The sequence below is a fragment of the Glutamicibacter sp. JL.03c genome, assembly GCF_025854375.1.
In the GTDB taxonomy this organism is placed as follows: Bacteria; Actinomycetota; Actinomycetes; order Actinomycetales; family Micrococcaceae; genus Glutamicibacter.
In genome coordinates, this window is sequence record NZ_CP107575.1 from 3247057 (window position 1) to 3265586 (window position 18530).

Annotated in this window: 18 protein-coding genes; 11 read left to right on the forward strand and 7 right to left on the reverse strand. The window is 64.8% G+C overall.

Annotated elements, in window-relative coordinates; translation table 11 throughout:
* Nucleotides 1-840 carry a class II fructose-bisphosphate aldolase gene (locus OF385_RS15050; protein ID WP_264276118.1) on the forward strand — a complete coding sequence of 280 codons (840 nt, stop codon included), beginning with the start codon at nt 1-3 and terminating at the stop codon, nt 838-840.
* Nucleotides 841-926: 86 nt separating this feature from the next.
* Here the strand turns inward: OF385_RS15050 and purU are convergent, their stop codons facing one another.
* Nucleotides 927-1799: a formyltetrahydrofolate deformylase gene (gene purU / locus OF385_RS15055; RefSeq protein WP_264276119.1), complete on the reverse strand. Its 873-nt coding sequence runs from the start codon at nt 1797-1799 to the stop codon at nt 927-929.
* A 372-nt stretch (nt 1800-2171) separates the two neighbouring features.
* Between purU and OF385_RS15060 the strand changes: the two genes are divergently transcribed.
* Entirely contained in the window at nt 2172-2792 is a 621-nt protein-coding gene (locus OF385_RS15060) for a GntR family transcriptional regulator (protein WP_264277947.1), read from the forward strand.
* Between the two features lie 32 nt (nt 2793-2824).
* On the opposite strand, the gene OF385_RS15065 is transcribed toward OF385_RS15060, so the two are convergent.
* The 3 genes from OF385_RS15065 to OF385_RS15075 all read right to left on the reverse strand — a co-directional run bounded on the left by OF385_RS15065 (nt 2825) and on the right by OF385_RS15075 (nt 7194).
* Complete coding sequence (locus OF385_RS15065) at nt 2825-4702, reverse strand: BCCT family transporter (protein WP_264276120.1); 1878 nt, start codon at nt 4700-4702, stop codon at nt 2825-2827.
* Nucleotides 4703-4914: 212 nt separating this feature from the next.
* Nucleotides 4915-6129: a formaldehyde dehydrogenase, glutathione-independent gene (fdhA, locus tag OF385_RS15070; RefSeq protein ID WP_264276121.1), complete on the reverse strand. Its 1215-nt coding sequence runs from the start codon at nt 6127-6129 to the stop codon at nt 4915-4917.
* A 129-nt stretch (nt 6130-6258) separates the two neighbouring features.
* On the reverse strand, nt 6259-7194 hold the full coding sequence (locus tag OF385_RS15075) for a LysR family transcriptional regulator (RefSeq protein WP_264276122.1): 936 nt from the start codon (nt 7192-7194) through the stop codon (nt 6259-6261).
* A gap of 156 nt (nt 7195-7350) precedes the next feature.
* Between OF385_RS15075 and OF385_RS15080 the strand changes: the two genes are divergently transcribed.
* The 5 genes from OF385_RS15080 (at nt 7351) to OF385_RS15100 (ending at nt 13523) form a co-directional block, all read left to right on the forward strand.
* The gene (locus tag OF385_RS15080; RefSeq protein ID WP_264276123.1) at nt 7351-8655 is read left to right on the forward strand and encodes an aromatic ring-hydroxylating oxygenase subunit alpha; all 1305 of its coding nucleotides are present in this window, start codon (nt 7351-7353) and stop codon (nt 8653-8655) included.
* Nucleotides 8652-10040, forward strand: coding sequence for a flavin reductase family protein (locus OF385_RS15085; protein ID WP_264276124.1), 1389 nt, complete (start codon nt 8652-8654; stop codon nt 10038-10040). Before OF385_RS15080 ends, OF385_RS15085 begins: the two co-directional genes overlap by 4 nt.
* Nucleotides 10041-10079: 39 nt before the next feature.
* Complete coding sequence (locus OF385_RS15090; protein ID WP_264276125.1) at nt 10080-12599, forward strand: GcvT family protein; 2520 nt, start codon at nt 10080-10082, stop codon at nt 12597-12599.
* A 226-nt stretch (nt 12600-12825) separates the two neighbouring features.
* Nucleotides 12826-13041 carry a hypothetical protein gene (locus OF385_RS15095; RefSeq protein WP_264276126.1) on the forward strand — a complete coding sequence of 72 codons (216 nt, stop codon included), beginning with the start codon at nt 12826-12828 and terminating at the stop codon, nt 13039-13041.
* Nucleotides 13042-13262: 221 nt separating this feature from the next.
* Nucleotides 13263-13523 carry a GlsB/YeaQ/YmgE family stress response membrane protein gene (locus tag OF385_RS15100; RefSeq protein WP_264277948.1) on the forward strand — a complete coding sequence of 87 codons (261 nt, stop codon included), beginning with the start codon at nt 13263-13265 and terminating at the stop codon, nt 13521-13523.
* 90 nt (nt 13524-13613) lie between these two features.
* Here the strand turns inward: OF385_RS15100 and OF385_RS15105 are convergent, their stop codons facing one another.
* Nucleotides 13614-13901: a hypothetical protein gene (locus tag OF385_RS15105; protein ID WP_264276127.1), complete on the reverse strand. Its 288-nt coding sequence runs from the start codon at nt 13899-13901 to the stop codon at nt 13614-13616.
* 151 nt (nt 13902-14052) lie between these two features.
* A complete protein-coding gene (locus OF385_RS15110) occupies nt 14053-14613 on the reverse strand; it encodes a MarR family winged helix-turn-helix transcriptional regulator (RefSeq protein WP_264276128.1) in 561 nt (186 codons plus the stop codon).
* Nucleotides 14614-14851: 238 nt separating this feature from the next.
* On the opposite strand from OF385_RS15110, the gene OF385_RS15115 reads away from it, so the two are divergent.
* Entirely contained in the window at nt 14852-15244 is a 393-nt protein-coding gene (locus OF385_RS15115; protein ID WP_264276129.1) for a hypothetical protein, read from the forward strand.
* A 132-nt stretch (nt 15245-15376) separates the two neighbouring features.
* Entirely contained in the window at nt 15377-15847 is a 471-nt protein-coding gene (locus OF385_RS15120) for a hypothetical protein (RefSeq protein WP_264276130.1), read from the forward strand.
* 107 nt (nt 15848-15954) lie between these two features.
* Here the strand turns inward: OF385_RS15120 and OF385_RS15125 are convergent, their stop codons facing one another.
* Nucleotides 15955-17358: a cryptochrome/photolyase family protein gene (locus OF385_RS15125; RefSeq protein WP_264277949.1), complete on the reverse strand. Its 1404-nt coding sequence runs from the start codon at nt 17356-17358 to the stop codon at nt 15955-15957.
* A gap of 156 nt (nt 17359-17514) precedes the next feature.
* On the opposite strand from OF385_RS15125, the gene OF385_RS15130 reads away from it, so the two are divergent.
* Both OF385_RS15130 and OF385_RS15135 read left to right on the forward strand, forming a co-directional pair.
* Nucleotides 17515-17742: a hypothetical protein gene (locus OF385_RS15130; RefSeq protein WP_264276131.1), complete on the forward strand. Its 228-nt coding sequence runs from the start codon at nt 17515-17517 to the stop codon at nt 17740-17742.
* 131 nt (nt 17743-17873) lie between these two features.
* Entirely contained in the window at nt 17874-18491 is a 618-nt protein-coding gene (locus OF385_RS15135) for a hypothetical protein (RefSeq protein WP_264276132.1), read from the forward strand.
* Nucleotides 18492-18530 lie beyond the last annotated feature (39 nt).

The window sequence follows — 18530 nt, forward strand, 5'->3', positions numbered from 1 at the left end:
ATGCTCAAGCCAATGAACCAGATGGTCGCTGAGGCCATCGCCGCAGGCCACGCTGTTCCCGCGTTCACCTGCTACGACTTCACCACAGCCCTGGCCATGGTGGCCGAGGCCGAAGCGCAGCAGCGCGCGGTCATCCTGAACGTCGCGCCGAAAACTGCAGGCTCCGCCTCGGGCCTGAGGCTGATCACTGCCCTGCGCGCCCTGGGGGAGCAGGCCAGCATCCCGGTGGCGGTCCAGCTGGACCATGCCAGTGACGAGCAGCTGATCGTGCGCGCAGTGCGCGCTGGTGCCACCGCGGTGCTGGCCGACGGCTCGGCTGGCACGCTGGAGGCAAATATCGCTTTCGTGCAGCAGGTGCGTTCATTGGTCGGGCCGGACATCGTCATGGAAGCGGAGCTGGGCGCACTTCCCGGTAACGAAGACAAGGCCTTTGAGCAGATGGCCTCGCAGCTGACCGACCCGGCACAAGTGGCCGGATTCCTGGCAGGCAGCGGCGCGGACCTGCTCGCGGTGGCCATTGGCAATGTCCACGGACGCTACAAGGGAGAGCCGAAAATCCATTGGGAGGTGCTAGAGGCCATACAGGCAGCATCCACGGTGCCGCTGGTGTTGCACGGTGCTTCGGGCATCGCCCCAGCTGATCTTTCGCGCACCATCGCGTACGGGGTGGGCAAGGTCAACCTGAATACCGAGCTGCGCACTGCGGTGCTCTCCACCCTGTCCGGACAGCTAGAGCCCCGCCGAGAAGACGGGCAGAATATGCTCGGCCTGCTGGGAGATTGGGAACGCGCAGCCACCGAGGTGGCCGCGGCAACCTTCACTGCCCTCGTAGCGAAGTAGTATCCAAGGGCCAAGGCCGTCATTAACGCAGAAAGCCAATCACGGCACCCGTCATCCGTGATTGGCTTTCCTTCTTCTTGGCTGAACTAGCGCAGCACGACCGTGCGCGAACCGTCCAGGAAGACGCGGTCCTCGCAGTGCCAGCGCACTGCATCGGACAGTGCCTTGCACTCGGTGTCGCGGCCAGCGGCGACCAGGTGCTCAGGCTCGTAGCTGTGGTCCACTTCCTGTACCTTCTGGGTGATGATCGGGCCCTCATCCAGCTCGCTGTTCACGTAATGCGCGGTGGCACCCACCGTTTTCACGCCGCGTTCGAACGCCTGGTGGTAGGGCTTCGCGCCCTTGAAGGATGGCAGGAAGGAGTGGTGGATGTTGATGGCTCGTCCGCTGAGCTTGCGGGTCAGGTCATCGGAGAGGATCTGCATGTACCGGGCCAGCACCACCAGATCCACGTCGAAACGGTCCACCAATTCCATCAGCTTGTCCTCGGCCTCGGGCTTGGTCGCCGCGGTGACTGGTACGTGGAAGAACGGGATGCCGTTCCACTCGACCTGCTGGCGGTGATCCGGGTGGTTGGAGACCACTGCGGCGATTTCCACTGGGAGCTCACCGATCCTCGAGCGGAACAGCAGATCGTGCAGGCAGTGGCCAAACTTGGAGACCATGATCAGCACGCGCTTCTTCTGTCCGGCTGGCCGCAGGCCCCAGCTGGCCTGGTGCTCATCCGCCAGGTCCTTGAGGCTGGATTCAAGCTCGGCGATATCCAGTGCGTTGCCTTCGCTGGAAGAGATCTCGAATTCGATGCGCAGGAAATAGGTGCCGGAGCGCTGGTCATCATGCTGCTTGAGTTCCCGGATATTGCCATGATGGGTCAACAGCAGGCCAGTGACCGCATGCACGATACCCGCACGTTCGGCGCAGGTGAAGGTCAGGACGTATTTGTTATTCGGTTCGGTCATCGTGCCGCTCCTTGCGTTCGCCGAGTTAGCGCTAGCTCCGCCATGGCTCGTGGTGGTGGTGTAAGAACAAATGAGGGGTATTACGTGGTGATCGGTCCCTCGGGGACTCCCCGTTGACAACTGATATATCAATAGCTGATCACAATACTATGTGTGCCCCGGCACAGCGTCAATAAGAACTTTTGAGGAGTTTCCGCAGCCGCGGAGGCGAATCGGAATCACGCGCCACAGGTGCCTGTTCGTCGACTGGAAATCAGTCAATGCACCTTAAAGCGATACGCTTTATCTAGTGGCACAATCAATGCGAACAGTGAAGAGAGCGAGTTCTCAGTGACGACGGAATTCTCAAGCACCATTACGGAGCAAGGCTCAATGGCCGACCGCGCCTACACGGCGCTGCGCGACCGCCTGATGCTGCTTGAGATCGCTCCGACCCACCCGATCCACGAACCGCAGCTTGCCGAGGAACTGGGCGTCGGGCGCACCCCGATGCGCGAGGCGCTCAAGCGCCTGGAAACCGACCACCTGGTGGTGTCCTACCCGCGCCGCGGCACCTTCGCCACTGCGGTGGATTTCCATGAACTGAACTACATTTCAGAGATGCGCCAAGCGCTTGAGCCCTTGGCGGCCCGCAATGCCGCCGCCAACAAGGATCCCGAAATCCGCGAGCAGCTGGCCAACTACCTCCAGCGCATCGATGAACTGGACCCCACCTTGGATCAGCGTTCGCTGCTGCTGCTGGATATCCAGATGCACCGGTTGATCTACAAGGCGGCTGGCAACAAGCATTTGGAAGAGACCCTGGTGCGCCTGGATAACCTGGTCACCCGCATCTGGTGCCTGGTCATTGACCAGATGCCACCGATTGCCGAGCACATCAAGGAGCATTCGGCCATGCTGCGCGCGGTCCTGGACGGCGACGCGGATCTGGCCGCAGAACTCGTGAGCAAGCACGTCAGCCACTTCGAGCAGGCGCTGCGCAGCGCCCCTTAGCCCGAAAGCCAGGGGCGCCACGCACACCGCATTTACTTGCCGGCGCCTTCCGGCTCCAGGTCGGTGTCCCGCGCCGGGTCCGGCACCGGATCCAGCGCGCCACCGGCCGCCTGCGCCGGTTCCGCGGCCGGCAGGATCACCGGATCGCTGCCGGCCGCTTGGACAATCGGCTGCTCGGAGGTCATCAGGCTGAAATGCTCTCCGGCGTGGCGGTCGATGCCTTCATCCACGGCCTGCTCCAGGACTTCCTGGGCCACCTTTTCTCGGAGCACCAGCGGGTCGCGGCTCAGGTCCTTCCACAGCGCCACGCATAGCAGCAGCATCACCAGCACAAAGGGCAGGGCCGAGACAATCGTGATGTTCTTCAGCCCGTTCAGTGCCGCCGCCGGATGATCCCCGCCGGCCAGCAGCATCACCGCGGCCACCGCACCCACCGAAACGCCCCAGAAGATCACGGACTTCTTCGTGGGTTCTTCGGCTCCGCGCTCGCTCAGCGCCCCCATCACGATGGAGGCCGAGTCGGCGCCGGTGACAAAGAAGATCGCGATGAGCACCACGGTGAGCACCATCAGGGCCGTGGCGATCCAGCCGGGCAAGTTCAGGCTGCCCAGCAGGGTGAAGAGGATGGAGTCGAAGTTGATATCCGGTGCGCCGTCGACCATCCTGGTCAGCGCCGCTCCCATCTCTCCCCCGCGCTCGGCGCGTTCCTGGATGCCGATGGCCCCGCCGCCGAAGATCGCGAACCACAGCAGGGTGACCGCCGAAGGAACCAGCAGCACGCCGGTGACGAACTGGCGGATGGTGCGGCCGCGCGAAATGCGCGCGATGAACAAGCCCACAAACGGGGTCCATGAGACCCACCAGGCCCAGTAGAAGATGGTCCACGAGGACAGCCAGCTGGCCATGTCCGCGTCCCCCGAGGATGCGGTGCGCGAGGCCATCTGCGGCAAATCCGCGATGAAGGAACCCACGGCGTTGGGAATCACGTTCAGGATGAACAGGGTCGGGCCGCCGATGAACACCACCAGGGCCAGGGCCACGGCCAGCACCATGTTGATATTCGAGAGCCATTGGATGCCGCGCTCGATGCCGGAAACCGCCGAGGCCACGAAGAGGGCGGTGAGGATGGCGATGATCAGCACCAGCACCCCGGAACCCACCGAGGACATGATGCCGGCGGATTGGATGCCGCCACCGATCTGCAGCGCGCCCAGGCCCAGGGAACAGGCCGAGCCGAAGAGCGTGGCCAGGATGGCCAGGATGTTGATGGTTTTCCCGCCCCAGCCGTTGACCACGCGGTCGCCGAAGATCGAGGAGAACATCGAGGAGAACAGCTGCGGGCGGCCCAGCCGGAAGCTGCCGTAGGCCATGCCCAGGCCGACGATGGCGTACATCGCCCACGGGAACAAGGTCCAGTGGAACAAGGTGGTGCCCATGGCGGTGCCCACGGCGGCCGAGGTTTGCCCGCCTACGGTTTCCGGCGGCGGCACCATGTAGAAGTACAGCGGTTCGCCGACCCCGTAGAACACCAGGCCGATGCCCATGCCGGTGGCGAACATCATGGAGATCCACGAGATGGTGCTGAACTGCGGCTTCTCCTCGTCCTTGCCCAGCGGGATGCGCCCGAAATTCCGCGCGGCGACCACCAGGACGAAGATGGTGAAGACGGTGGCTGCGATCACGAAGACCCAGCCGGTGTTGGTGATGACCCAGTCCAGCGCGCTGGAGGCGACGCTGCCCAGGCCTGCCGGGGAGGCAAAGCCCCAGGCGATGAAGGCGAGGGTCAGGATTCCTGCGATGCCGAAGACCCAGTAGTCGGTGCCGCTGCTCAGGTAGCGCCGGGGCCTTCGTCTTCGCGCCGAATGCAGCTCGCTGACGAGGTCTTTGACAGGTTGCTCAGTGCTCTTCATAGCATGTCCTTCAGGGAGGGGGAAGAGGCGGGGCGCCTGTTGGGTGTGGTCCGCGGCGGCCGGCCTGTGTCCAGATCACGAGTGGCTTCATGATGCTGAGGGGGGGTAGAAGGGTGCGCCGGCCCAGGGCCGGGCAAGCGCTGGCAGGCCACCGGGCTGGCACGCCAGCTCTCCAGCCCGGTGGCTGCCACGAGTCCAGATGGGCGCGGGTCTCAGGCGCCGATCAGACCGTGCGGGTCCAGCACGAACTTCTTTGCCACGCCGCTGTCGAACTCGGCGTAGCCCTTCGGGGCGTCCCCCAGCGAGATCGCCGTGGCGTTCACGTTCTTGGCGATCGAGACCTTGTCGTTCAAGATCGCATGCATCAGGCCGCGGTGGTATTTCATCACCGGGCACTGCCCGGTCACGAAGGTGTGGGACTTGGCCCAACCCAGGCCGAAGCGCATGGACAGCGAACCAACCTTGGCGGCCTCATCGACTGCGCCCGGGTCTCCGGTGACGTACAGGCCCGGGATGCCCAGGGAACCGCCGGCGCGGGTGATCTCCATGATGGAGTTCAGCACGGTGGCCGGCTGTTCGGTGGCTGCGCCGTGGCCGTGGCCGCGGGCCTCGAAGCCCACGGCGTCAATGGCGCAGTCGACCTCGGGGACGCCGAGGATCTGCTCGATCTGTTCCGCAGGATCGCCCAGCGCCACGTTGACGGTTTCGCAGCCCATGGCGCGAGCCTGGGCCAAGCGGTCCTCGTTCAGGTCGCCGACGATGACCACTGCGGCGCCCAGCAGCTGCGCCGAGGTGGCGGCGGCGATGCCCACCGGACCGGCGCCAGCCACGTAGACGGTGGAGCCGACGGTGACACCGGCACCCACTGCCCCATGGAAGCCGGTGGGGAAAATGTCCGAGAGCATGGTCAGGTCCAGGATCTTCTCCATGGCCTGGTCGCGGTCAGGGAACTTCAGCGCGTTCCAGTCCGCGTAGGGCACCAGCACGTATTCGGCCTGGCCGCCGACCCAGCCGCCCATGTCCACGTAGCCGTAGGCGGAGCCCGGGCGATCCGGGTTCACGTTCAGGCAGATGCCGGTCTGCCCGGTCTTGCAATTGCGGCAGCGGCCGCAGGAGATGTTGAAAGGCACCGAAACCACGTCGCCGACCTTGAGGAATTCGACGTCGCGGCCGACTTCCACGACCTCTCCGGTGATTTCATGGCCAAGCACCAGGCCCTCCGGTGCGGTGGTGCGGCCACGGACCATGTGCTGGTCAGAGCCGCAGATGTTGGTGGCGATGGTCTTGAGGATGACGCCGTGGTGGACTTGGCGCCCGATGTTGGCCGGGTGGACTCCCGGGCCATCCTTCAATTCGAACTCCGGGTACGGGGTGTCGATCAGTTCGACTTTGCCCGCTCCTGCATAACTTACTGCTAGGTTGCCCATGCCAGACCTTTCGCATGAAATATCAGTTGGATACTAATCGGATGTAGGAAAGTCTCCCCATGAGTGTGATCCATGTCAATAGCCCGGGCAGGTGATCCGCCGAAGATGTCGGAAGGCCCGCCGGGCGCATCAGTCCAGTTCTTCGGCGGAACGCTGGGAAATAATCCCCTTGGCCGTGTCCTGCAAAATTTTCAAGGATTCCTCGATCATCGGAGAACCCAGCGACCCCTTGCGGGTGACCGCGACGATGCGGCGCGAGGGCTTGGCCACGCCGCTGATGCGACGGCGCACCACATTTTCGACACTGCCCAAGGTGGCCAGCCGCGGCAGCAAGCCAACCCCGAGCCCGGCCCCGATGAACGCAATCATGGTTTCCCATTCCACCGCCTCGTGGGCGACATGCGGGGTGATGCCCAACGACGTGAAAGCGGCCACGAAGAGCGCGCGATAGACCGACTGCTCAGACTCGGTGATCCACGGATCATCAGCCAGCTGCTCCAGGGACACCGACTTGTTCATTGCCAGCCGATGGTCGGCGGGCAGCACCACATCCAGCGGATCATCGAGCAGGACCGTCTGCTCGAACCTGGCCTGCACCAGGGTTCCGGTCTGCGATTGGCTGGCAACGATCACCGCCAGATCGATGCGCTCGGAGAGCAGCAGGTCCAGGCAGCGCTGGGGCTGGGCTTCGATGAGCCGCACTTCCATCTCCGGCCGGCTGGTGCGCAGCTTGGCTGCCAGCGGGGCGAGCAGCTCGGCAGCCGCGGTGGAAAATCCGCCGAGGCCGAAGCTTGCCTGCAGCTGCCCCGAGGCGGTGCGCGAGGAGGCCATCAGCAGCTCCCACTGCGTCACAATCGAGTCCAGGCCCGCCACAAAGTGCCGCCCCGCAGCGGTCAGCCGCACCCCCCGCCCGTCCTTGACCAGCAGCTGGATCCCGAGGCCGCGCTGCAGCTCGCGCAGCTGCGCCGAGACCGCCGAGGGAGAGTATCCGGTCAGTTCCGCGGTGCGCGCCACATTGCCGGTGGACGAGAAGACGCGGAGGGTGCTCAAGCGTGGATCAATCATGCACTAATTGTGCATGATTTCATTCGATATCTTGCGCTTTTCATGGACACTAATTATTCCTAGTCTCGATTCATGCGGTTGATCATTTCCGTGATCCAGCTCACCGCACCACCACACCTCAAGGGCGCTCAGGCGCTGTGTTCCTAGGAGTAACAGATGACCGCTTCGGTAAGTGCCGCGCGCAGCACGCGTGGCAAGCTCGCTTCGACTGTGGAGACTCAACAGCTCGCCGAAATTACCGAACTCTTCCAGAACCGGCGCAAGGGCTTTTCCCTCGACGCCCCGTTCTACACCGACCCAGCGATCTTCAAAGTCGAGATGGAAGCCATCTTCGGCACCCACTGGCTCTTTGCCGCCAGCGTGGCCGAGGTGCCCGAGCCCGGCGACTACGTCACGCTGGATTACGGACCGCACTCGCTGATCGTGCTGCGCACCGATGATGGCGGGGTCAACGTCCTGCACAACGTCTGCCGCCACCGCGGCGCCCGCGTGCTGACCGAGGCCTCAGGCAGCACCGGCAATCTGGTCTGCGGCTACCACTCGTGGACCTACGACTCCGAAGGCAACCTGATCCACGCCTCCTCCCCGGGCGAAATCGACTTCGACAAGAACTGCTTCGCCCTCAAGCGCGCCCACGGCCGCATCCACGCGGGCCTGATCTTCGTCTGCCTCGCCGCCGAACCGCCCACCGACTTCGACGAGGTCTCCGCGATCTTCGAGCCCTACCTGGCACCGCACGACCTGGGCAGCGCCAAGGTCGCCTACCAGCAGGACATCATCGAAGAAGGCAACTGGAAGCTGGTGATGGAAAACAACCGCGAGTGCTACCACTGCGATGGGCACCCGGAACTGGCCTGCTCGCTGTTCCCGACCTGGGGCCTGACCGACGAGCTGGTCCCGCCGCACCTTGAAGAGGTCTGGGAGCGCAACAAGGCTGCCAAGCAGGCGCTGGAAGAGCGCTGCCGCCGCTACTCGCTGCCCTACGAGGTCATCGAGGAGCTCGACACCCGCATCGCCGGCATCCGCATCTCCCGCGAATCCCTGGATGGCGAGGGCGAGTCCTTCTCCCCTGACGGCCGCCGCCTGTCCAAGAAGCTGCTGGGCGATCTGCGCGACTTCCGCCTGGGCCGCTGCTCCATGCACCTGCAGCCCAACTCCTGGTTCCACTTCCAGTCCGACCACGTGATCACCTTCGGCGCCTACCCGATCAACGAGCACCAGACCCTGGTGCGCACCACCTGGCTGGTGGCCGATGACGCCGTGGAGGGCGTCGACTACGACCTGGAGAAGCTGACCCACACCTGGAAGCAGACCAACATCCAGGACAAGGCCTTCGTGGAGCTGTGCCAGACCGGCGCGGGCAGCCCCGCCTACCAGCCCGGCCCCTACATGAAGAGCGAATACCAGGTCGAGGCCTTCATCAACTGGTACACCCAGCGCGTGCTGGAGCACCTGGCATGAGCCAAGGCGCAACCATCGTGGGAACCTCCACCGCGCAGCGCATCCGCGGATTGGAAATGCCGTGGAACCGGGTGCTCAGCACCCAGGACCAGGCAGCCAGTGCCGCCAAGGCCCTAGGCCCCTGGCACCCGCAGGAGTTCCTGGCCGAATGCGTGCAGAACATCGAGGAAGCCGGCGGGCTGATGACCTTCGTCTTCCGCCGCCTCGACGGAGCGCCGCTGGCCTTCCGCGCCGGCCAGTACCTGAACATCGCCTTCCCGGTCTATGGCGAGGGCGAGGACACGGTGGACCGCAGCTACTCCATTTCCAGCGCGCCCACCGTACCGTGGACCTTCAATGTCAGCATCAAGCGCGACCCCAAGGGCCTGGTCTCCAATTGGGCGCACGAGAACCTGCGCCCGGGCATGGTGCTGGATATGCTCGGACCGGTCGGGGCCTTCCACCTGGGCGACTCGGACCGCCGGGCCCGCTACCTGTTCTTGTCCGCCGGGGCCGGGATCACCCCGATCATGTCCATGGTGCGCACCATCCACTCCCTGCCCGGCCAGGCCGATGTGATCGTGCTCTGCCACGGCACCGTGCCCGGGGACTTCCCCTTCTGGCAGGAGCTGGAATACATTTCCAAGGTCGATACCCGCATCAAGGTGTTCTACTCCTTGGGCGACCGCGACAAGCCCAAGAGCTGGAAGGGCTTCGCCGGCAGGCTTTCGGCGAAGATGATCGACGAGGTCGCCCCGGATGCCAACGGCCGCAAGGTCTTCGCCTGCGGACCGGAAGGCTACCTGAACTCGGCCGCGCAGCTGCTGCGCGAGGTCGGGGTGGATGACACCTCCGTCTTCATGGAGTTCTTCTCGGGCGACCGCAAGACCCTGCTGGAATACCAGAAGGAAATCGTGCTCGCCGAGTCCATCGCCGAGGAAGTGGCCGAGTCGGTGGAGGAGTTCTACGAGAGCCAGCCGCCAGAGCTGGGCATGTACGAGCCGGAGTACGACGAAACCGGCACCATCGAGGCCAGCGGCCAGGAGCTGATCGCGGTGCCCGCCGACGCTCCGGTGCCGGCCGCCGAACCAGCCGGCGAGCAGCTCCCGCCGGATACCTCGGGCTTCGAGACCGTGGGCGAAGGCACCATCACCATGAGCTTCGTGCGCACCGGGATCAACGTCAAGATCAATCCCGAGGAAAAGATCCTGGGTGCGGCCCAGCGCGCCGGGGTGCGCATCGGGGCCAACTGCCAGGAGGGCATGTGCGGCTCGTGCAAGGTCGTCAAGCTCTCCGGCGAAGTGGCCATGAATCACCAGGGCGGCATCCGCGCCCGGGAGATCTCCGCCGGCAAGTTCCTCCCGTGCTGTTCCACCGCCCAATCAGATCTGGTCATCGACGCGTAGCCGTCACCCCATAGCCACCCTGTATTAAAAGGAGTCACCATGTCCCCCGTTTCCCCTCGGGTCATCATCATCGGCGCCGGCATTGTCGGCGCCAACCTGGCCGACGAGCTGGCCCTGCTGGGCCACGCCAACACCCTGGTCATCGAGCAGGGGCCGCTGGGCATTCCCGGCGGCTCCACCTCACATGCTCCGGGGCTGGTCTACTCCTCCAACCCGTCCAAGTCCATGACCGAGTTCGCCCAGTACACCATCAAGAAGCTCAGCTCGCTGATCGGACCCGACGGCACCAGCTCCTTCCTGCCGGTGGGCGGCCTGGAGATCGCGACCAATGCAGAGCGCCTGGCCGACCTGCACCGCCGCGCCGGCTGGAACCGCTCCTACGGGGTCGAGGCCGAGGTCATCGACGCCGAGGCGTGCCTGGAGAAGTTCCCGATGCTGGCCGAAGGCAAGGTGCTGGGCGGCCTGTTCACCCCGGGCGACGGCCTGGCCCTGGCCGCCAAGGGCACGCAGCTGGTCATCGAGCGCGCCAAGGCCGCGGGCGTGGAATTCCGCGACCGCACCATCGTCACCGACATCGAGGTCACCGGCGGCAAGGTCACCGCGGTAATCTGCGGCGAGGACCGCTTCGAGGCCGACATCGTGGTCTCCTGCGCCGGCTTCTGGGGCCCGAAGATCGGCGAAATGGCCGGTACCTCGATTCCGCTGCTGCCATTGGGCCACCAGTTCGCCTGGACCACCCCGGCCCCATCGCTGGCGGGCGTGAACGAGCTGCCCAACGGCGCCAGCCGCCCGATCCTGCGCTACCAGGACCGCGACCTCTACTACCGCGAATGGGGCGACCGGATCGGCATCGGCTCCTACGCCCACCGCCCGATGCCGGTGGATCTGGATACCCTCAAGTCCTACCGCCCGGAGGAGATCACCCACGAGCGCATGCCCTCCTCGCTGGACTTCACCCCGGAGGATTTCGCCGCCGAGTGGGAAGCCACCCAGGAACTGCTGCCGGATCTGCGCAACACCCAGATCCAGCGCGGCTTCAACGGCATCTTCTCCTTCACCCCGGACGGCGGCTCGCTGGTCGGCCAGTCCAAGGACGTCGATGGCTTCTACGCGGCCGAGGCCGTCTGGGTCACCCACGCCCCGGGCATCGCCAAGGCCGTGGCCGAATTGATCGCCACCGGCACCTCGAGCACCGATTTGTCCGACTGCGACCTGAACCGCTTCGAGGACGTGCAGAGAACCAAGGAGTATGTCAGCGAGACCTCGCAGCAGAACTTCGTGGAAATCTACGACGTGCGCCACCCGCTGGAGCCGCGCACCACGCCGCGCGCCGTGCGCACCTCGCCGTTCTACTCCCGCCAGCAGGAACTCGGCGCCTTCTTCCTGGAGGGCACCGGCTGGGAGCGCCCGCACTGGTACGAGGCCAATGCCGCGCTGCTGGACCAGTTGCCTGCCGAGTGGGCCGCACCGGACCGCGATAGCTGGTCCAACAAGTTCCACTCCCCGATCGCGGCGGTGGAAGCCTGGAAGACCCGCACCGCGGTGGCCATGTTCGACATGACCCCGCTCAAGCGCGTCGAGGTCACCGGCCCCGGTGCCGGCGACCTGCTGCAGGGATTGACCACGGCGAATATGCTGCGTGCCCCGGGCATGGTCAGCTACACCCTGCTGCTCGATGCCGCCGGCGGCATCACCAGCGATATCACCGTGGCCCGGATCTCCGACGAGGTCTACCAGGCCGGCATCAACTCGAATGTGGATGTCGCCTACCTGAACCGCGAAGCCAAGAAGTTCAACGCCGCCAACCCGGGCAAGTGGGTGGCGGTGCGCGATATCACCGCCGGCACCTCCTGCATCGGCCTCTGGGGCCCGCTGGCGCCAGAGGTGATGGCCAAGGTCACCGACGATGATCTGAGCAACGAGGGCCTGAAGTACTTCCGCACCAAGCAGATCTCCATTGCCGGCCTCCCGGTCACCGCAATGCGCCTGTCCTACGTCGGCGAATTCGGGTGGGAGCTCTATGCCTCGGCAGATGTCAGCGCCAAGCTCTGGGACGTGCTCTTCGAGGCCGGCCAGGAACAGGGCATCATCGCTGCCGGCCGCGAGGCCTTCAACTCCATGCGCCTGGAGAAGGGCTTCCGCTCCTTTGGCACCGATATGACCAGCGAGCACGAACCGGAGCAGGCCGGGCTGGGCTTCGCGGTCAAGGCCGCCAAGACCGTGGACTTCGTCGGCAAGTCGGCCCTGGCCGAGCGCGCCGCCGCGGCCACCAAGCGCCTGCGCTGCCTGACCGTTGATGACGGTGTCTCGGTGGTCATGGGCAAGGAGCCGGTATACGTCAACGGCAAGGCTTCGGGCTACGTCACCAGCGCCGCCTACGGGTACACGGTGCGCAAGCCGATCGCCTACGCCTGGCTGCCAGTCTCGGTGGAGACCGGCGATTCGGTGGACATCGAGTACTTCGGCAATCCAATCGCCGCCACCGTGGTGGATGATCCGCTGTACGATCCGCAGATGGAACGCCTGCGCGGCCTGAGCCTGGCCACCTCCGCCAGCTAGCACCTGGCTGCACTGCGCCAAGGGCCGGTACCGCGTTCGCGGTACCGGCCCTTGGCGTTGCCGGACTAGGTGACGGACCCGTTTTCACACCAGCAGGTTCGCTGCCGAGCGCTTCATTGCTTCGAGCTGCACCTCACGGCTCGACTCCGTACCGTGGATGGTGTCCACCGGCCCGAGTCTGTACGCTGAAGCCAGTTCCCGCATGTTTGCAACCGGAGGAGAACCCATGGCCACACCGGATGTGCGTCCCGTCGGAGACCTGCCCCATGAGCTGGGGAAAACCGCCCCGCGGGAATTGCAGCTCGCCGGACTGGACAGCCTGGAAAAGATCAGCCGGTGCACTGAAAAGGAGCTGCTCTCCATTCATGGGGTCGGCCCCAAGGCGATCAGGATCCTGGGCTCCGCCTTGGAGCAGAAGGGCCTGGGGTTTCGCACGGCCTAGCCGGGCACGTCGGAGGGTGTGGTGGCCGCCCGGGCCCGTTGCGCGCCCGCCCCGGGCTGTGCTAAGTAGCATGGTGACTTTCCGGCGACCGCCAAGACCAGGCTCCCAGGAGGCACCCAGTTTTCCAGCGACGGCCAGGGCGCATCTAGTAGCTTGCTGATTTGGAAGACGGTGCCGGTACCCGTTACCGAGGCACCATGAAACCGAGCAAAGGGGAAACCATGGGCATCATCGGATGGATCGTTTTGGGACTGATCGCCGGGGCTATCGCCAAGGCCATCAAGCCGGGGCAGCAGGGAGGCGGATGGCTCGCCACGCTGCTGCTGGGCGTCGTCGGCGCCCTGGTGGGCGGCTGGATCGGCTCCGCGGTCTTCGGTGTGGGAATCAACCAGTTCTGGTCGCTCTCGACCTGGCTGCTGGCTATCGGCGGTTCGCTCGTGGTCCTGGTCCTCTGGGGGCTGCTGACCCGCAAGCGGGCCTAGGGATTACTTGAATCGACCGCGGGCCCGCACCTGATCAGGGGTGCGGGCCCGCGGTCGGCAGCACGGGTGCCACCGGGTCACAAGCATGCGCTAGTCGCGCGGATCCGGTTGCCCACCGCGCTCCAGCCCCTGCGAGGGCTCCGCGGACTGCGCCGGCTCGTCGGCGGTGTCAGCTTCTTCGCGGCTATGCTCCTGGACCTTTTCGAGCAGGTTTTGCACCTCGCTGGCCCGGCCCGACCAGTACTCGGGTTCCAGGCCAAAGCCATTGGCTGCTTCCTTCGCAAGATCCGTGAAACCATCACGGTGGTCTTCGAGCGCGTTATTGAGATCTTCGAACTCGTCGTGGCTGACACTGACATCGATGCGCCTGCGCGGCATTCAAATCACCCTAACTTGTGTGAGGTCACCTGTTTCCGTTTGGCTTCAACCTACGCGTGCAGCGGCACTGCGGCATCTGCCTTGAGGTTTTTTCCAGCAACCCGCTGCCCTGACCGTCGCGCTCAGGTGGCGCGGGGTTCCAGCGGGCAGGTCATGAGGACGTCAGATTGCTCCCTGGGACATCGCGCAGCTCGTGATCGCGTTGCGCCGACTGGCCGAGGTCATGCTCATTCCATTCCACGCTGGCAATGAGGGCATGCAGGAACTTCGCCGCGGCCCGCCGCTCATCTGCGCTGAGCCCATCGACGGCGGACATCATCCGCTCATGCATCTGCTGCAGGGTCTCGCGCACCTCGGTGTCGCTGTGCCGGGTCGGAACAATGCCCACCGATCTGCGGTCGGCCGGATGCATGATCCGTTCGGCGTACCCGTCGCGGCAGAGCCGATCAATCAGCGCTGATACCGAGGCATTGGAGATGCCGAGCTCCTCGGCGAAATCGCGCTGGCGGGGCACCTCGCCCTTGCGGTGCGCCCTTAAGAGGAAGCGCAGGGCGGTCATGTCGGTCTCGTTCATCCCCATGGATCCGCGAGTCTGGGCACGCATTTTCCGCTCTGCGTCACGGTAGCGGCGCATGAGGTTCAACAGGTCAACGGCTTCCGGAGCCGATTGGCCCTCACCATACCAATATCCACTGGCCTCATAGCGACTCATGAGAACTCCTTTCATCGGATACGAGCACAACACCCGAGAGCCTTGCCGGCCTTCCACTGATTCTTCTGAAATTCCAGCTTGCGTCTCTTGAAAAAAATAATGTAGCCTGTCTAATAGTTAGCCAGTCTACAGATATTCTACTACGAAACACCGAAGAGTGCCGGAGCGCAGGATGAAAGAGCATTTAGCAGTTCCCGCAGATACGAGTACTACGGGCCACGAAGCATGGATCGCAAGGATGCAGAACATCGCATCCTTCGGCACCCAGGAGTGCAGAAGCAAAAGCACGGTGCATTCTGCGATCTGCACCATCCAGGGCACGCCTGACAAGCTGATTGTCAACTTGGCCTGCACCGCGACGGGCGAGGAACATGTCACCGAGCTCATGCAGTACGTCAATGACACCCTGTTGCCGCAGATGGAGCAGCTGCTGGGCATCCAGTTCGAGGTGCGGAACCTGCAGTTCGCGGTGGCCGGCCGGGAAAATCTCCTGTCACAACCCGAAGAGCTGGACAAGGGCGATGCCTCCACAGATTGGCTGGATGACCCCTTCTCCACCCCGACCCTGACCCCCACCCAAGGCTGGCGGCCGGAGACAGGAGGAAAATCCGCGGATTTGAGCATGGCCTAGGCCCGCCAGGGCCAGTGCGGAGCGTTTGGCTCTGCACGCACACAGGGTGATCGACGAGGCTCCGGCCCGTCTAAACCGCACCCCGCGCAGCACCATATTCACTGAGGAATGCAAGAAAGGGAAGTATCTACAATGCCAGGCCGTATTGCCAGAACCCAGACCGCTGTCAGGGTCGCCGATTTTCTCGCCACCCGTGAGGGCAAGTCCCACCTAGCTTCTTTTGGCTGGGCCCCGGGCATGCCCATCGTGATGACCCGCCCCAGCGAACCACTGCATGACGTGATGGCGATGGTCTCCGTCCACGGCCGGGCGGCGCTGGTCGCCATGCTCGACCCGCGCAGCGAAGAACTGCGCATGCTGCACATCACCACCCCGCAATCGGCGCTGCGTGTTGTTGCCCCATCCCCCGCGTCCACCACCATCGGCGCGTTCTTAGACCGGGTCGCATCGGCGACCATTGCCGAATTCCGCGTGAAATTCTGGCAGCACACCGCCGTGGCCCACGTGATTCCTTCCTGTCCCGCCATGCACAGTTCCGGCGCCGCCAGCAAGAGATACCAGCTGCCATCGCGGCCAGCCTTGGCAACCGCCGACGTGCAGTAGCCAGCACTGCGCTTCCCCGGCATCATCGCGTGGGCAGCTCCCAGCCATTAAGCGGCAGGAGCTGCCCACCGTTGCCTTGTGCAGACAACCGGCGGCCGGGCCCCGAATCACTTTCCCTGGGCAGATTTCATGTGCTGGTAGGCATCGAGCGCCGCCTGCCGCGATTCCTTCAGATCCACCAGCGGTTCAACGGCCAACGGCGCATAGCGGGCCACATAGTTGCCCGAGGGATCGAATTTCTTGGCTTGGAGTTCTGGATTGAACACCCTGAAATAGGGTGCGGCGTCGGCGCCGCTGCCGGCCACCCACTGCCAGTTGGCGGTATTGCTCGCCAAGTCCGCGTCCACCAAGGTGTCCCAGAACCATTGCTCGCCGACCCTCCAATGCAGCCCCAGATTCTTGACCAGTAAGCTGGCCGTCACCATGCGCACGCGATTATGCATCCAGCCGGTCTGCCACAACTGGGCCATCCCGGCATCCACCAACGCGAATCCGGTGCGGCCCCGCTGCCAGGCCGTGGCCAGGTGCGCCGCCCGGGCCGAATCCTCGGGCCAGGACCAATCAAAATCATCAAACTCTGCCCGCAGGTTTTCGGTGGGCAGTTCCGGGTGATGGTAGTAGAGGTGCCAGCAGAAATCCCGCCAGGCCACCTGGCGGCGCAATCCCAACGCGCCCTCGGCGGCCCCCGGGGTGCGTTGGGCCAACGTACTGAGCTCGTGCCACAGCTGGTGCGCGCTGAGGTGCCCCCAACGCAGCGCTGGCGACAGCGCGGAGGTCCCATCGCGGTCCGGGCGATCATGCAGGTCCTGGTAATCCCGCGCGATCTCGTCGAGCACCGTTTCCAGGCGCTCATGGGCCGCCGCTTCCCCCGGCGTCCATGCTTCGGCCAGGCCAGTGGACCAATCCGGCGAGGTGGGCAGCAAGTCCCAGCTCTCCAGATCTTCGCCGGGCGGCCTCTTTCCCTGCGGCGAGGCCTGCCGCTGCGGCGCGGGCTGGGGTGGGCGGATGTCGGTGGCGCACAAGGCCTTATGGAATGCGGTGAACACCTTGTAGCCGGTGCCTGATTGGGTCAGCAGCTCCCACGGTTCGTGCAGCAGGGTTCCGGCATAGCTGTGCGCAGGGATCCCGGCCTCGCCCAAGGTGCTCTTGAGCTCGGTGTCGACGGCGCGCTCGGCCTGGCCATAGCGCCGGTTCCAGTGCACCGCAGCCACGGCGCCCTCGGCGACCACCTCCTGGAGGATCCCCACCGTGGCTCCGCGCCGCAGCACCAGCGGAATGCCGAGTTCCTCGAGCGAGGCGCGCAGGCTCACCAGTGCGTGGTGCAGCCACCAGCGCGCCGCGCCGCCCAGCGGCCTGATCCCGGCTGAATCCTCGTCCAGGATGTACAGGCCCACCACCGGGCCCGCGTCGCGGGCCGCCAACAGCGCCGGATGGTCTGCGGTGCGCAAGTCATCGCGGAAGAGCACTAGCTGGTAGTCCTGGGGCTGATCATGGCTGCGGCTGGAGTTCATGCAGCCAGCGTAGATTAACCGCGGAACCTGCATCGCGAACCTGTGTACCAGCAGGGTGCGGTGCTTCCAGTGGCCGCTACTGCTCGACATCGGCACAGGCCAGTTCATAGACTCGTGGGTGAACGCATACTCACCGACCTGAAAGGAGCTCAGCCCATGAAGGACACCCCAAGGAACAACCGGCTCTCCTGGCTACTCGTCGTTGGTTCGGGCCTGGTCGTGCTCGTGCTGTCGGTGCTGCGGCTGGCCGACGCTACCGGCTCCCCCTCGACCTCGATAACGGGCTCAATCGTGCAGCTGTTGATCGGGGCCTTCGTCACTGCGCTGGGGCTATGGCAGTTGCGCGCACCGAAGCAAGAACGCCCCGAAGCCGACCAGCAGTAGCCCCGCACCGAGCTGCCGCAGGGCTGGAGGCAGAAGCCCTGGCCGCAGCGGCGGCGCACGAGCAACGGCCCAGTGGCACCCGAATTCTACGCAATGTCGAATTCTTGCCAGCGATCTGGAATACTAATTCTGTGGCCCCTTCTTCCCGCTCAGCACGCGCTCTCAGAGGCACGAGCGCCGCGCTCTTCGCGACGTTCGTTTCCCTGGCCTCGCATATGCTCGCGGGCGGCCCGGTCCCCTCGCTGCTGAACATCGCCCTGCCGCTGTCCCTGTCACTGCTTGTGTGCATGCTGCTCAGCGGCAAGCAATTCACCCTGTTGCGCCTGGCCGTCATGGTCGGCTTCAGCCAGCTGCTATTCCATTTCCTGTTCTCGATGGGCTCCGGCAGCTCCGTGGCCGCCGCCAGCGGGCCTCACCTGCATCACGGCACGCCGCTGAACCTCGACGTCACTTCCGTGGCGCATCATGCCGCTGCTAGCCACGGCGAGAGCACCATGGTTCTCGCCCACCTGGGCGCGGCCTTGGCCACGGTGCTGGTCCTGCACCGCAGCGAACAGGTCTTGATCGGGATCTCGAGCATCGTTGATGTTCTCACCTGGAAATTTGTCCTGGCGCTTGTCAACTACGTCTTCCATCCGTTCACGCCACGCGTGGCAGCGGTTGAATCGCGTGACATCCCAGCAGCCACGCTGGCCGTTGACACCACGTCAGTGATCCGCCGCGGCCCGCCCGCGTTCACCACGGCCTAAGACACGGCAGCCCTGGCCCACGGCCAGCAGATCCATTTC

Bases quoted from the DNA above. Each gene is read 5' to 3' on its own strand.
- purU (WP_264276119.1), bottom strand. From the start codon at position 1,799: ATGACCGAACCGAATAACAAATACGTCCTGACCTTCACCTGCGCCGAA.
- OF385_RS15110 (WP_264276128.1), bottom strand. From the start codon at position 14,613: ATGAGTCGCTATGAGGCCAGTGGATATTGGTATGGTGAGGGCCAATCG.
- OF385_RS15115 (WP_264276129.1), top strand. From the start codon at position 14,852: ATGCAGAACATCGCATCCTTCGGCACCCAGGAGTGCAGAAGCAAAAGC.
- OF385_RS15095 (WP_264276126.1), top strand. From the start codon at position 12,826: ATGGCCACACCGGATGTGCGTCCCGTCGGAGACCTGCCCCATGAGCTG.
- OF385_RS15065 (WP_264276120.1), bottom strand. From the start codon at position 4,702: ATGAAGAGCACTGAGCAACCTGTCAAAGACCTCGTCAGCGAGCTGCAT.
- OF385_RS15075 (WP_264276122.1), bottom strand. From the start codon at position 7,194: ATGATTGATCCACGCTTGAGCACCCTCCGCGTCTTCTCGTCCACCGGC.
- OF385_RS15080 (WP_264276123.1), top strand. From the start codon at position 7,351: ATGACCGCTTCGGTAAGTGCCGCGCGCAGCACGCGTGGCAAGCTCGCT.
- fdhA (WP_264276121.1), bottom strand. From the start codon at position 6,129: ATGGGCAACCTAGCAGTAAGTTATGCAGGAGCGGGCAAAGTCGAACTG.
- OF385_RS15105 (WP_264276127.1), bottom strand. From the start codon at position 13,901: ATGCCGCGCAGGCGCATCGATGTCAGTGTCAGCCACGACGAGTTCGAA.
- OF385_RS15125 (WP_264277949.1), bottom strand. From the start codon at position 17,358: ATGAACTCCAGCCGCAGCCATGATCAGCCCCAGGACTACCAGCTAGTG.
- OF385_RS15100 (WP_264277948.1), top strand. From the start codon at position 13,263: ATGGGCATCATCGGATGGATCGTTTTGGGACTGATCGCCGGGGCTATC.
- OF385_RS15060 (WP_264277947.1), top strand. From the start codon at position 2,172: ATGGCCGACCGCGCCTACACGGCGCTGCGCGACCGCCTGATGCTGCTT.
- OF385_RS15090 (WP_264276125.1), top strand. From the start codon at position 10,080: ATGTCCCCCGTTTCCCCTCGGGTCATCATCATCGGCGCCGGCATTGTC.
- OF385_RS15085 (WP_264276124.1), top strand. From the start codon at position 8,652: ATGAGCCAAGGCGCAACCATCGTGGGAACCTCCACCGCGCAGCGCATC.
- OF385_RS15120 (WP_264276130.1), top strand. From the start codon at position 15,377: ATGCCAGGCCGTATTGCCAGAACCCAGACCGCTGTCAGGGTCGCCGAT.
- OF385_RS15130 (WP_264276131.1), top strand. From the start codon at position 17,515: ATGAAGGACACCCCAAGGAACAACCGGCTCTCCTGGCTACTCGTCGTT.
- OF385_RS15050 (WP_264276118.1), top strand. From the start codon at position 1: ATGCTCAAGCCAATGAACCAGATGGTCGCTGAGGCCATCGCCGCAGGC.